The 12,953-nt window shown below is 62.1% G+C and carries 11 protein-coding genes and 1 tRNA gene; 9 read left to right on the forward strand and 3 right to left on the reverse strand.

Features of this window, described 5'->3' with window-relative positions:
• Positions 1 to 108 precede the first annotated feature (108 nt).
• The 5 genes from GJ700_RS05385 to GJ700_RS35855 all read left to right on the forward strand — a co-directional run bounded on the left by GJ700_RS05385 (position 109) and on the right by GJ700_RS35855 (position 4,248).
• Positions 109 to 1,017, forward strand: a complete 909-nt coding sequence (locus GJ700_RS05385) for a DMT family transporter (protein ID WP_154371648.1) — start codon at positions 109 to 111, stop codon at positions 1,015 to 1,017.
• Between the two features lie 30 nt (positions 1,018 to 1,047).
• Positions 1,048 to 1,431, forward strand: a complete 384-nt coding sequence (locus GJ700_RS05390) for a methylglyoxal synthase (RefSeq protein WP_154371649.1) — start codon at positions 1,048 to 1,050, stop codon at positions 1,429 to 1,431.
• A gap of 76 nt (positions 1,432 to 1,507) precedes the next feature.
• Entirely contained in the window at positions 1,508 to 3,121 is a 1,614-nt protein-coding gene (locus tag GJ700_RS05395) for an alpha/beta hydrolase family protein (RefSeq protein ID WP_154371650.1), read from the forward strand.
• Positions 3,122 to 3,133: 12 nt separating this feature from the next.
• Complete coding sequence (locus GJ700_RS05400) at positions 3,134 to 4,108, forward strand: quinone oxidoreductase family protein (RefSeq protein ID WP_154371651.1); 975 nt, start codon at positions 3,134 to 3,136, stop codon at positions 4,106 to 4,108.
• A gap of 8 nt (positions 4,109 to 4,116) precedes the next feature.
• A complete protein-coding gene (locus tag GJ700_RS35855; protein WP_260117354.1) occupies positions 4,117 to 4,248 on the forward strand; it encodes a hypothetical protein in 132 nt (43 codons plus the stop codon).
• A 50-nt stretch (positions 4,249 to 4,298) separates the two neighbouring features.
• Here GJ700_RS35855 and GJ700_RS05405 read toward each other — a convergent pair whose 3' ends face one another.
• Positions 4,299 to 4,952, reverse strand: coding sequence for a DUF4136 domain-containing protein (locus GJ700_RS05405; RefSeq protein WP_154371652.1), 654 nt, complete (start codon positions 4,950 to 4,952; stop codon positions 4,299 to 4,301).
• 225 nt (positions 4,953 to 5,177) lie between these two features.
• Here GJ700_RS05405 and pepN point away from each other — a divergent pair, with 225 nt between their 5' ends.
• The 4 genes from pepN (at position 5,178) to GJ700_RS05430 (ending at position 10,112) form a co-directional block, all read left to right on the forward strand.
• On the forward strand, positions 5,178 to 7,823 hold the full coding sequence (pepN, locus tag GJ700_RS05415) for an aminopeptidase N (RefSeq protein ID WP_154371653.1): 2,646 nt from the start codon (positions 5,178 to 5,180) through the stop codon (positions 7,821 to 7,823).
• Positions 7,824 to 7,881: 58 nt separating this feature from the next.
• Positions 7,882 to 8,883, forward strand: coding sequence for a class 1 fructose-bisphosphatase (locus GJ700_RS05420; protein WP_154371654.1), 1,002 nt, complete (start codon positions 7,882 to 7,884; stop codon positions 8,881 to 8,883).
• Positions 8,884 to 9,016: 133 nt separating this feature from the next.
• Positions 9,017 to 9,092: transfer RNA gene (locus GJ700_RS05425), tRNA-Thr, on the forward strand.
• Between the two features lie 231 nt (positions 9,093 to 9,323).
• Positions 9,324 to 10,112, forward strand: a complete 789-nt coding sequence (locus GJ700_RS05430; protein ID WP_154371655.1) for a PEP-CTERM sorting domain-containing protein — start codon at positions 9,324 to 9,326, stop codon at positions 10,110 to 10,112.
• Here the strand turns inward: GJ700_RS05430 and GJ700_RS05435 are convergent.
• A complete protein-coding gene (locus GJ700_RS05435) occupies positions 10,109 to 11,557 on the reverse strand; it encodes a sensor histidine kinase (protein ID WP_371867840.1) in 1,449 nt (482 codons plus the stop codon). The genes GJ700_RS05430 and GJ700_RS05435 overlap by 4 nt on opposite strands.
• The gene (locus tag GJ700_RS05440) at positions 11,554 to 12,951 is read right to left on the reverse strand and encodes a sigma-54-dependent transcriptional regulator (protein ID WP_154371656.1); all 1,398 of its coding nucleotides are present in this window, start codon (positions 12,949 to 12,951) and stop codon (positions 11,554 to 11,556) included. The genes GJ700_RS05435 and GJ700_RS05440 overlap by 4 nt, the downstream gene beginning before the upstream one ends.
• Positions 12,952 to 12,953 lie beyond the last annotated feature (2 nt).

Below are 12,953 nucleotides of genomic sequence, written 5' to 3' on the forward strand. Positions count from 1 at the left end.
AATTCTGGCAGGCTAACTGCCCTGTAGTGCTTTGTCAATGAACCAATTTCTATAATGCAATCTTGGTGTGTCCAGCAATAAAACCGGTTTGGCCTTACAATCTTTCATATGGATAACAGTGCAACACCCCCATTGCCCCGCAGCGCCTATCTCGGCGGCCTGGCAATCGCCATCGGCGGGGCCATCCTGTTTTCCACCAAGGCCGTCGTCGCCAAGCTGATGTACCGGTACCAGCTCGATGCGGTCACCGTGATCGCGTTCCGCATGCTGTTTTCGCTGCCCGTGTTTGCCGCTATCGCGGTGTGGAAGATGCGCACGGACGCCCCCCTGTCGAAAGCCGACCGCTGGCGCATTGCCGCGATGGGACTGGTCGGTTATTACCTGTCCAGCTTCCTGGATTTCCTCGGGCTGCAATATATTTCCGTCGGCCTGGAACGGCTGATCCTGTTCCTGACGCCCACTTTTGTCCTGCTGATTTCAACGCTGTTCCTCAAGCATCACATCAGCCGCCGCCAGTGGCTGGCGCTGGCAATTTCCTACGCGGGCATCGTGCTGGTGTTCCTCCATGACCTGAAAGGCGGTGGCGCCGATGTTGCGCTGGGTTCCACGCTGGTGCTGGGCTCGGCCATGGCCTATGCTGCATATTTGCTGCTGTCCGGGGAAATGGTGCAGCGGCTGGGATCGCTGCGGTTGGTGTCGTATGCGATGTGCGTGTCCAGCGTGGCGTGTATTGGCCAGTTTTTTATCCTGCGCCCCGCGCAGTTGCTGGTGCAGCCGCTGCCCGTCTATGGACTGTCGCTGGTGAACGGCATTTTTTGCACCGTGATGCCGGTGTTTATGACGATGATGGCAGTGCAGCGCATCGGTGCGGGCACGGCGTCGCAGGCCGGCATGATCGGCCCGGTTTCCACCCTGTTTCTCGGTGCGCTGGTGCTCAGCGAACCGGTTACCAACTGGCAGTTGGCCGGTACCGGATTGGTGCTGGCTGGGATTTACCTGCTGTCGCAAAAAAAGTAGTTCTGATCAACCTCAATACGGACCCACGACATGATTCCCCGCATTGCCCTGATTGCCCACGACAAGAAAAAAGACGACATGGTTGCGCTGGCGCGCGAATACAAGGATTTCCTGCTGGGCTGCAAACTGTGCGCCACCGGCACCACGGGCGGCCGCCTGATCGACGAAGTGGGGCTGACGGTGGAGCGCAAGCTGTCCGGTCCGATGGGCGGCGACCTGCAAATCGGTTCGCTGCTGGTGGAAGGCGAAATCGACGCCGTGATTTTCCTGCGCGACCCGATGACGCCGCAGCCGCACGAGCCGGACATCAATGCCCTTGTGCGTTCTTGCGACGTGCATAATGTTGCCTGCGCAACCAACTTGTCGACGGCCCACCTTGTGCTGTCTCAATTGCAGGCTGGTGCCGCAAATTAGCAGTCTGTCGCACGGATGTAGCCCAGCGCCTTGCGCGCTGGCAATGTAGCGCCCTTAAACAATAACGGGGAGAGACATGAAAACCATCCTGGGCGGCGCCGCCGCCACCATCGCCATCGCTATTTCCAGCGCAGCCTGCGCCGCACCGGCGGCTCCGGTCCAGCAGGGCTTGCCCGGTTACTGGGTCGGCACCTATGAAGTGGGCGCCGACATCAACTTCCTGCGCCCGCATTTCACGGCGGCTGGCAAAGCCACCGTGGACTTGCCCTCCTTTGAAAAGAAGGGCCTGCCGCTGGATGGCGTGCAGCAGGAGCAGGGCAAAGTGCGCTTCGCGCTGCCCGGTCCGGACGGCGTGCTGCAATTTGACGGCAGCGTGCGGGGCGATTTATTGGCCGGTAAAGTCACGTTGAATGGCAAGGAGGGGAAGTTTGCCTTCCGCCGCACCCTGTCCGACGACCCGCAGCGGCACCAGCCGTTGCTGGGCGCGTACCAGTTCCCTGACAAACACATTGTCGTGCTGTCGGAATGGGGCGATTTTCCGCAAATGTTTTACAGCGACATGCGCAGCGGACGCTACGCATCGATGTTTGCCGACAGCGACAGCACGTATTACGCGGGCGCGGGCAACCTGAATCCGGCCGTGCGCGAAACCACGATGCGCTTCGAGAAAGACAAGTCCGGCAACGTCGCCCGCATGGTATGGCAACAGGATGGCAAGCGGCAAACCGCGCGCCGCCTGCAATTCCGCTCCGAGGAAGTGACCTTCAGGAACGGCGACGTCACGCTGTCCGGCACGCTGGTGCTGCCGGAAGGGAAGGGGCCGTTCCCCGCCGTGGTGTTGACGCAAATGTCGAGCCCGGCGCCACGCGGCGCCTATGCGCTGCAGGCGTATTACTTTGCCGCGCACGGCATGGCGGCGCTGATGTATGACAAGCGGGGCGTGGGCAAGTCCACCGGCGAATTCAACAAGGCCACGATGGAACAGTTGGCCGACGACGCCGTGGCCGGTATCGAACTGCTGGGCAAGCGGGCCGACATCAATGCCCAGGCCATCGGCACCTGGGGCCACAGCCAGGGCGGCTGGCTGGCGCCGCTGGCGGCGAGCCGTTCGCAAAAGGTCGCGTTCGTGATTGCCCAGGCAGCGTCCGGTGTGCCGCCTGCCGAGCAAGAGGTTTACCGTATTGAAAATGTGCTGCGCGCGTCCGGTTTCAGCGACGACGAAGTCAGGGCGGGCGCCGCGTACCAGGAAAAACTGATGCGCTGGGTGACCAGTGGCGGCGCCAACCGTGCCGAATTGCTGGCGGCGGCCCGTGCCGGCGACAACGCGCGCTGGGCAAGCCATGTGGAAATCGTGCCGGATACGCTGCGCGACAAGCCCCGCGCGGAATCGACGGCCTTTTACAGCTACGATCCGCTGCCGGACCTGAAAAACCTGAAAGCCCCGGTGGTGTACATCCTGGGCGAAAAAGATGCCTTCGTGCCGGTGCATAAAAGCGCCGCGCTGTTCAAGGAGACGCTGGACAAGGCGGGACACAAGGACCACCAGGTCTGGATGCTGCCCCGCGCCGCCCACGGCTTGTGGGAAACCGATATCGACGGGGGCAATGCGTACATCAATTCCACGCACTGGGCCCGGGAACATTACCCGCGCATGACGCAATGGCTGCGCGAGCGCGGATTCATCAAATAGAAAGGAAGCACGATGGTCAAGGCGATACGCATGTCCCGCACGGGCGGGCCGGAAGTGATGGAATACGTGGATGTGGAACTGGGGCCGCCGGGCCCCGGCGAGGCAACGGTTCGCCATAAGGCCATCGGCCTGAATTTTATTGATGTGTATTTCCGCACCGGGTTGTATCCGCAGCCGCTGCCGGCCGGCCTGGGCATGGAAGGCGCCGGGATCGTGGAAGCGGTGGGCGAGGGCGTGACGGAAGTCAAGGTGGGCGACCGGGTCGCCTATGCGGGCCGCCCGAACGGCGCCTATGCGCAAGCGCGCAACATGCCTGCGTCGCTATTGCTGGTGTTGCCGGACAAGATCGATTTCGAGACCGCCGCCGCCATGATGTTGCAGGGCTTGACGGTGCAATACCTGTTCCACCGCACGGTGCCGTTGAAAGCGGGAGACACCATCCTGTTCCATGCGGCGGCGGGCGGCGTCGGCCTGATCGCGTGCCAGTGGGCGAAAGTCATGGGCCTGAACCTGATCGGCACCGTCGGCTCGGAAGAAAAGGCGGCGCTGGCGATTGAAAACGGCGCCAAACACGTGATCAACTACAACCAGGAAAACTTCGTCGAGCGGGTCAAGGACATCACGGGTGGCGAAGGCGTGGCCGTGGTCTATGACTCGATCGGCAAGGATACGTTTACCGGTTCGCTGGACTGCCTGCGCCCGCTGGGCACCATGGTCAGCTTCGGCAATGCCTCTGGCCCGGTGCCGCCGTTCAGCCTGAATGAATTGCAGTCGCGCGGCTCGCTGTTCATCACCCGTCCGACCCTGATGACGCACACGGCCAAGCGGGAAAACCTGGAAGCCATGGCGAAATCGCTGTTTGGCATGGTGGCCAGCGGCGAAGTCCAGGTCCCCGTCAAGCAACGTTATAATCTGGCCGACGTGGCGAAAGCCCACATCGACCTGGAAGCGCGCAGGACCACCGGGTCGACCATCCTGATTCCTTGAGAGGCCCTATGAGCGACACCACCCAGCAGCAGCCGGACGATGACGGCAACCCGAAATTCGGCCGCTTATTGATAGTGCTGGTGCTGGCGGTGTTGCTGGTGGTGGCGATTACGTTTGCCAGCGAGGCGTATTACAGCTAAAAACAAAACGGGCCGTTGGCCCGCTTTGTTTTCACATGCCGGCATGCAGCTTACTCGACCTGCACCTCGACCTGCTTGACCTTCCCATTTTCTCCCGGGAATCCGGCAAACGCGCTCTGCACCAGCGTCGGCATGATCGCCGGCGTCGACTGACGGCGGCTGGTGTTTTGCACCGTCACGTCAAACAGCTTCTGGCCGTCGATGGTATTGATCGACACGCGCAACTGGCGCTCATAGTGGTGGCGGATGGTTTCCTGGACTTCCAGCGGGCCATACCAGAACGGGTCGTAATAGGGGCCGAAGCCGCCCCAGCGGTACGGGCCCCAGTATGGACGGTAAAAGCCGCGGCCCACGTAGCGGGGACCCCAGTAATGCGACGGACCCATCCAGAACGGATCGGTCGCCTGCAATACTTTCACGGGGCGGTCGATGGTGCTGAAGTGAACGCCCACTTTCAGCTTGGGATTCGCATTGTCGGGCACTTGCGTAAAGCCCAGCTTGGCCAGCTCCGCACTGACCATGTTTTGGTACGTCTTCAGTTCCAGCGTGTTTTCCGCCACTGGCGGGTTTTCAAACACATAGGATTTGTCCGGCACGCCCGCGGCTGGCCATTGCTGGAAAGTGGTAACGTCGCTGCGGATGGTCGAGGCGCATCCGGTCAGCAGCAAGCTGGCTGCCGCAGCCAGTATCGCGAATGTTTTCATGATCGAGCTCCCGATGGATATTTCAGTGTATGGCGGCACGCATTGTTGCGTACGATTATTACAGTTTGTTACGGCCACGAGAAGAGCAGCAAAATTTGCCGGCGAATCAGTCGCCAACATGATTGCCGGTCCGGGCAATGTAAGTGGTGTTACACGCTGGCGCGCGTCGTAAAGGGCCGGTGTTGGTAAAATAGCCTTTTCCATCCATGTCCGGTCGAAATACCTATGCGTACAGACAGCCCACAGACGATCTTTCGTAAAGATTACACTCCTCCCAGCTACCTGGTACACACGGTAGAACTGGGTTTCGATCTGGACCCGGCCCGCACCATCGTGGCCAACCGCGTCACCCTCAGCCGTAACCCCGCGGGCAAGAGCCGTGACATCGTGTTTCACGGTGAAGACATCGAACTGGTGGCCTTGCGCATGAACGGCAAGACCTTGCGGCCCGGCCAGTACCTGCTGGGCGCCAACACGCTGACGATCCCGAAGGCGCCGCAGGAAGTGGTGCTGGAAATCGAAACATTGTGCGCGCCGGTCGAGAACACGACGCTGTCCGGCCTGTACGTGTCGAACGGCAGTTTTTACACGCAATGCGAAGCGGAAGGTTTCCGCCGCATCACGTATTTCCCGGACCGCCCGGACGTGATGGCGAAATACACGGTGATGCTGCGCGCCGACAAGCAGCGCTATCCGGTGCTGCTGTCGAACGGCAATTTACTGGAGCAGGGCGAGCTCGCCGATGGCCGCCATTACGCCAAGTGGGAAGACCCGTTCAAGAAACCGTCGTACCTGTTCGCGCTGGTGGCGGCCAAGCTGGTGTGCCAGGAAGAGACGTACACGCTGAAATCCGGCCGCGAAGTGCTGTTGCAGGTGTGGGTGGAAGAGGGCAACCTCGACAAGACCGACTATGCGATGCAATCGCTGAAAAACAGTATCCGCTGGGACGAGGAACGCTTCGGCCTGGAACTGGACCTGGACCGCTTCATGATCGTCGCCGTGGGCGACTTCAACATGGGCGCGATGGAAAACAAGGGATTAAACATCTTTAATACCAAGTTCGTGCTGGCCAACCCCCGCACGGCCACTGACATCGATTACGCCGGCATTGAAGCCGTGGTCGGCCATGAATACTTCCACAACTGGACCGGCAACCGCGTCACGTGCCGCGACTGGTTCCAGCTGTCGCTGAAGGAAGGCTTGACGGTCTTCCGCGACCAGGAATTCTCGGCCGACATGATCGGCACGGCCAGCGGCCGCGCCGTCACCCGCATCGACCAGGTGCGCACCCTGCGCCAGGCGCAATTCCCGGAAGACGCGGGCCCGATGGCGCACCCGGTGCGCCCCGACTCGTTTGTCGAGATCAACAATTTCTACACGGTGACCGTGTATGAAAAAGGCGCCGAAGTGGTGCGCATGTACCAGACCCTGCTGGGCCGCGAAGGTTTCCGAAAAGGCATGGACCTGTACTTCGAACGCCATGACGGCCAAGCCGTGCAGTGCGACGATTTCCGCGCCGCGATGGCCGATGCGAACGGCATCGACCTGGCGCAATTCGAGCGCTGGTACAGCCAGGCGGGAACGCCGATCGTCACCGCGACCACGAAGTACGATGCGGCCGACCAGACCTATGAAATCACGTTGCGCCAGCGCTGCCCGGACACGCCGGGCCAGACGGACAAGCTGCCATTCCATATCCCGGTGGCGATCGGCCTGCTGGATGCGGCCGGCAACGACATCGCGCTGGCAGTCGACGGCAAGGTGGTGGGCGCCACCACGGCCGTGCTGGACTTCACGGAAGCGGAACAGACCTTCCGCTTCACCAACGTGAAGGAAAAGCCGGTGCCATCGATCCTGCGCGATTTTTCCGCGCCGGTGGTGCTGGAATACGCGTACACGGACGACGAATTGCTGCACCTGTTCCGCCACGACAGCGACGCCGTCAACCGCTGGGAAGCGGGCCAGCGCCTGGCCATGGAGCGCTTGCTGAAACTGGCCAGGGCCGCGGCGGAAGGCGCGCAACTGACCTTGGACGACACCTTCATCGCGGCGCAGCGCGCGCTGCTGGTCGATGCCTCGCTGGACCCTGCGTTCCGCGAACAGGCGTTGATCCTGCCATCGGAAACCATCATCGCGGAAAACATGGACGTGGTCGATCCGCAAGCGATCCACGCGGCGCGCCAGTTCATGCGCCGCACCTTGGCGCGCGAACTGGCGCCGGAATTGCTGGCGCAATATGAAGCCAACCTGACGCCGGGCCCGTACAGCCCCGACGCCCTGTCGGCCGGCAAGCGCGGCCTGAAAAACCTGGCGCTGGCATACCTGATGATCGACCCGGGACCGGCGGAGCTGAAACTGGCGCAACAGCAGTTCGATGAAGCGACCAACATGACGGACCGCTCGGCCGCGCTGGTCTCGCTGATCCACAGCGGCGCCGACGCGTCGGCTTATCTGCAGCGGTTCCACGATGATTTCGCCGGCGAAGCGCTGGTGATCGACAAGTGGTTCGCGATGCAGGCCGCCAGCCCGCACACCACCATCGAAACGGTGCGCCAGTTGATGAAGCATCCTGCCTTTACCCTCAAGAACCCGAACCGCGCGCGCAGCCTGCTGTTCAGCTACTGCAACGCGAATCCCGCGCAATTCCATGCGCATGACGGCAGCGGCTATGCGCTGTGGGCGGAAAACGTCATCCAGCTCAACGCCATCAACCCGCAAGTGGCGGCGCGCCTGGCGCGCAGCCTGGACCGCTGGCGCCGCTACGTGCCGGACTTGCAGGAGCAAATGCGCCGCGCGCTGGAAAAAGTCGCCGCCAGCCCGGGCCTGTCGAACGACGTCAATGAAGTGGTCAGCAAGGCGCTGGCCAACTGAACGTCGATTGAACAACAACCACTACACCAACTTGTAATTAACCAACGCTAGGGAACCAATGAAACGCATCAGCCTGACCCAATACCTGGTCGAAGAACAACGCCTGCATAACTCGATCCCGGCCGAACTGCGCCTGCTGATCGAAGTGGTGGCCCGCTCCTGCAAAACCATCAGCCACAGTGTGGGCAAAGGCGCCCTGGGCGACGTGCTGGGCGCGCTGGAGACGGAAAACGTCCAGGGCGAGGTGCAAAAGAAGCTGGACGTGATTTCCAATGAAATCCTGCTGGAAGCAAATGAGTGGGGCGGCCACCTGGCGGCCATGGCGTCCGAAGAAATGGAAACCATCCACCGCATCCCGAACCGTTACCCGATGGGCGAATACCTGCTGGTGTTCGATCCGCTGGACGGTTCGTCGAACATCGACGTCAATGTGTCGATCGGCACCATCTTCTCCGTGCTGAAAGCGCCGGAAGGCATGAAGGACCCAAGCGAACAGGACTTCCTGCAGCCGGGCAGCAAGCAAGTGGCTGCCGGCTATGCCGTGTACGGCCCGCAAACCCAGCTGGTGCTCACCACCGGCAACGGCGTCAATTGCTTCACCCTGGACCGCGAGATGGGTTCGTGGGTGCTGACCCAGCGCGGTATGCAAATCCCGGCCGCCACCAAGGAATTCGCCATCAACATGTCGAACTCGCGCCACTGGCATCCACCCGTGAAGCGCTACATCGACGAACTGCTGGCCGGCGACACGGGCCCGCGCGGCAAGAACTTCAACATGCGCTGGATCGCGTCGATGGTGGCCGACGTGCACCGCATCCTGAACCGCGGCGGCGTGTTCATGTACCCGGCCGACTCGCGCGACCCGTCGCAGCCGGGCAAGCTGCGCCTGATGTATGAAGCGAACCCGATGGCGCTGATCGTCGAGCAGGCAGGCGGCGCCGCCACCGACGGCAAACAGCGCATCCTGGACATCCAGCCGACCAAATTGCACCAGCGCGTACCGGTCTTCCTGGGTTCCCGCGATGAAGTGGCGGTGGTGACGGGGTACCACGGCGCGTGATTTGACGGAATTTTTCGGAATTAATGCATAAATAAAAAATCACTCTTGCGCATTCCGAAAATTGTTTGTTAGAATGCGAGCCTCTTACGCAGCGGACCTCAGCGATGAACCGCAAACAGCGTAGACAGGTTTCGCCGGTGTAGCTCAGTTGGTAGAGCAGCGCATTCGTAATGCGAAGGTCGTAGGTTCGACTCCTATCTCCGGCACCACAATTCGGCAGTAAAGAAAAAGGGTTACAAGCTTTGGCTTGTAACCCTTTTTTTTGCGTCCGCGCAATTACTATCAACTTGCAATGAAGTGTCGGAAATATTAACATTATCTATAAGGCAATATTTGTTTCTTCTTTATTTTCAATGACTTAAGTGTCTGGCACGGTCTATGCTATTGGTTAAATCGCAATATTATAATTTTTTCCACTAGACAACTAAGGGACCCTGACCATGAAACTCCGCAAACTCTTACCTGCAACCCTGCTGATGGTGCTGGCCGGCGCCGCCAACGCAACCGCGTTCGTGAACGGCGGTTTTGAGGATGGCAACACCAACGGCTGGACCACCGGCGGCGGCTTCCGCGGTTTCGTGCCGAACTCGTCGATCTCGCCTGCAGATTTCCTGCCAGGCGGCAGCCGCTACGACGCCCTGTCGAACCGCTCGGCCATTACCACGGTCGGTACGGTCGACGCGAACGTTGGCGCGGCATTGGGCACGACGGTTTATTCGGGCAATTACTCGTACCGCACCGAAGACTTGATCAGCGGCGGCTATGCGTCGGTGATCAGCCAGAAAGTGCTGAACTATACCGATGCGAATATTTTCTTTGCCTGGAAAGCCGTGCTGCAAAATGGTGGCCACGCGGACGACGATTCGGCTGAAGTGTTCATTTCGCTGCATGACGATACGACCAATACCCAGCTGATCAACCGCACCTACAACGCCGGCGCCGGCGGTGGCGGTGTGGATTCCCGCTTCAGCTCGCTGAACGACATCTTCTATACCCCGGATTGGCAAATCGAACAGTTGGCCATCGACGCGCTGCTGGCCGGCCATGACTTCACGCTGTCGCTGCTGGTGGCCGACTGCGATCCGACCGGCCACTTCGGCTATGCCTACATCGACGGCTTTGGCGCCGTGGTGCCGCCAGGCCGTGTGCCTGAGCCGGCAACCGCCGCATTGATGTTGATGGGCATGGGTGGCATGCTGGCAGCGCGCCGCCGCAACAAGAAAGCTTAAGGCGCGGTCAGCCAGATCTCGAAGCAGGTATCGCCCTGGGCATCGGCGGCCAGCCGGTGGCTGTAGCCGTGCCGGTTCAAGACTTCACGCACGAACAGCAGGCCGATGCCCTGGCCGCCTTTCTTGGTACTGAAAAAAGGGGTGAACAGCTGGCTGGCTGGCACCCCCGACAGGCGGCGGCCGCTGTCGGTAATCGACAGGCGTACGCCGCCTTCCTCCGCTTGCAGCGACAGCGCGATCGTACCGCCGCTGACAGCCTGCTCCCGCATGGTGGTTTCCACCGCTTCCATCGCATTCTTGACCACGTTCAGCAGCGCCTGTTCCATCAACTGGCTGTCCAGCTGCAATGGCGGCACGGCGTCGCGCCGTCCCCATGCCAGCGTAATGCCCCGGCTGCGGCATGGTTCCCGGTACAGGGCGACGATGCCGTCGACCAATGCACCCATGTCGGCCGGCCGCAATTCCGGCGCCGGCATTTTCACCACGCGTGTAAAACGCTCGATGAATTCGCCCAGCTGCACATTGCGGCGCTTCACGGCCACGATGGCGGTGCCAAAGTCGTCCGCATCGCTGTCGGCCAACTGGTCGCGGTAATACAGCAGCGAATCGAGCACGGAAGCCGTGGCGGCCACCGTATTGTTGACTTCATGGCCCAGCACCCGGATCAGCTTGTCGTAGGTCGCATGTTCGGAATCGGCCAGTTCCGCCGTCAATTCATCGACCAGCAGGAATTGGCGCTGGAATCCCCGGTCATGGAAATGGCCCCGCTGGCCCCGGTAGCGGCGGCCGTCGCTGTCGCTGAGCAGGGCGCCGCTGTCGGGCGCCAGCCGGTCCAGCTGTTCCAGCAGGCTGGCGCAGCGCGGTGCGGCCGATGCGGGCAGGCCGCCATCGAGCCAGTGGCGCAGCGGCTTGCCGACCGGATCCGCCACCCCCAGCAGCGCGGACGCGGCGGCATTGAGCACGCTGATGCGGCCATCGAAATCAAACACGATGACGGCGCTGGGCGTCGCTTCCAGCAGGCGGTCCAATAAACCGTGCTGTTCGCCCAGCTTCAGGCGCTCTTCGTACAGGCGCGTCAGCATGGCGTTGAACAATTGCACCAGTTGTTCCAGTTCCGGCTGGCTGCGCGCACCCGGCGCGCGCAGCCGCGCCGCGTATTCCCCGTCGTGCAGCAAGCCGTGGAACAGCCGGGTGTAACCCAGCGGTTCCAGCGCGCGCGCCAGCAAGCGGTAGCCATAGACCGTGCTGGCCAACAGCGCGGCCTCCATCAGCAGGAACAGCCAGGGGCGCTCGCGCGCAAACGTTGCGGCGGCGGCAAACAGCGCCGCGTGCAGCAGCGCGAGGTACAGGCCGAATTGCAGTTTCAGGCGCGGGGTCAGCCGGGGCGGTGTGCCACCCCATGGACCATCAGGCGGGCCGTGGTGCGGGCTGCCAGGGCGGCTCACGCGCCATCCCGCGATTCGCCATCCATGCCATGCCGTTCCAGGCGCCGGTACAGCGCATTGCGGCTCAGGCCCAGCGCCTTGGCCATGCGCGAGATGTTGCCCTGGTATTGCTGCTGCGCCTGCGCGATCATGTGGCGCTCCACCTGTTCCAAGGTCATGCCGTCGACGCCCAGGCGCGCCGCGCCCGCGCTGTCATGCTGTTCCGCGGCGCTGAAGTCCGCCTGCGCCAGCACGGTCTTGCCGGACAACAGCATGGTGCGTTCCAGCGTTTGCCGCAATTGCCGGATATTGCCCGGCCACGGCTGCTGCGTCAGCCAGTCCAGCGCGCTTGGCGCCAGCGCGATGTCGCCCAGCGCATAGCTGGCGGCAATGGTGGCCGCCATATGGCGCGCCAGCAGGGGGATGTCGCTGCGCCGTTCGCGCAGCGGCGGCAGGCGCAAGGTGATCAGGTTCAGGCGGTAAAACAAGTCTTCGCGGAATTCGCCGGCCGCTACCAGTTCCGCCAGTTCGCGGTTGGTGGCGGACACCACGCGGATATCGGCTTGCGCGCTGCGGCTGGCGCCCACCGGCAGGTAACTCTGGTCTTGCAGCACGCGCAGCAGCTTGACCTGGTCGGCGCGGTTCAATTCGCCGATTTCATCCATGAACAGCGTGCTGCCATGGGCGGCGGCCACGTGGCCCTGGCGGTCCGCGCGGGCATCCGTGAAGGCGCCTTTGACGTGGCCAAACATTTCGCTTTCAAACAGCGACGGCGTGATGGCGCCCATGTTGATCTTGACGGCGGGGCGCGCGGCGCGGGGGCTGTTGCGGTGGATGGCGTCGGCAATCAATTCCTTGCCGCAGCCGCTTTCACCGAGGATCAGCACGGGGGCGCGCGTTGCCGCCACCTGGCCGACGGTGGCCAGCACTTTCAGCAGCGCGGGATGCTCGCCCACGATACCGCTGAAATCGTAGCGCTGGTCCAGCTCGCGGCGTGTTTCCCGGTTGGCCGTGGCGGTATCCGGCGGCGCGGCGGACAAGGTGGCGTGCATCAGTTGCACCAATTGGCCGTTGTCCCAAGGCTTGGTAAAGAAATTCGCGGCGCCGGCCTGCATGCCTTTGACGGCCAGCGCAATCGAACCCCATGCCGTCATCAGCAGCACGGGCAAGCCGGGCCGCAGTGCGCGGATTTGCGACAGCAGCTGCAAGCCTTCGTCGCCGCTGGTTTGCAGCGAAAAATTCATATCCTGCAGCACCAGGTCGAATACTTCCCGTTCCAGCAAGGCCAGCGCGGCGCGGGGCTCGTCGCAACTGCGGGTGTCGAATCCGGATTGTTTCAACAGCAGGTTCAGCGACGCCAGCACGGCGGCGTCGTCATCGACAATGAGAATACGGGGCTTGCGGTGGACTTCCATGG

It is taken from the genome of Pseudoduganella rivuli (assembly GCF_009674485.1).
In the GTDB taxonomy this organism is placed as follows: domain Bacteria; phylum Pseudomonadota; class Gammaproteobacteria; order Burkholderiales; family Burkholderiaceae_D; genus Rugamonas; species Rugamonas rivuli_B.

Excerpts from the sequence above, each read along its gene's own strand:
- GJ700_RS05385 (WP_154371648.1), top strand. The coding sequence starts at position 109 with ATGGATAACAGTGCAACACCCCCATTGCCCCGCAGCGCCTATCTCGGC.
- GJ700_RS05390 (WP_154371649.1), top strand. The coding sequence starts at position 1,048 with ATGATTCCCCGCATTGCCCTGATTGCCCACGACAAGAAAAAAGACGAC.
- GJ700_RS05395 (WP_154371650.1), top strand. The coding sequence starts at position 1,508 with ATGAAAACCATCCTGGGCGGCGCCGCCGCCACCATCGCCATCGCTATT.
- GJ700_RS05400 (WP_154371651.1), top strand. The coding sequence starts at position 3,134 with ATGGTCAAGGCGATACGCATGTCCCGCACGGGCGGGCCGGAAGTGATG.
- GJ700_RS35855 (WP_260117354.1), top strand. The coding sequence starts at position 4,117 with ATGAGCGACACCACCCAGCAGCAGCCGGACGATGACGGCAACCCGAAA.
- GJ700_RS05405 (WP_154371652.1), bottom strand. The coding sequence starts at position 4,952 with ATGAAAACATTCGCGATACTGGCTGCGGCAGCCAGCTTGCTGCTGACC.
- pepN (WP_154371653.1), top strand. The coding sequence starts at position 5,178 with ATGCGTACAGACAGCCCACAGACGATCTTTCGTAAAGATTACACTCCT.
- GJ700_RS05420 (WP_154371654.1), top strand. The coding sequence starts at position 7,882 with ATGAAACGCATCAGCCTGACCCAATACCTGGTCGAAGAACAACGCCTG.
- GJ700_RS05430 (WP_154371655.1), top strand. The coding sequence starts at position 9,324 with ATGAAACTCCGCAAACTCTTACCTGCAACCCTGCTGATGGTGCTGGCC.
- GJ700_RS05440 (WP_154371656.1), bottom strand. The coding sequence starts at position 12,951 with ATGGAAGTCCACCGCAAGCCCCGTATTCTCATTGTCGATGACGACGCC.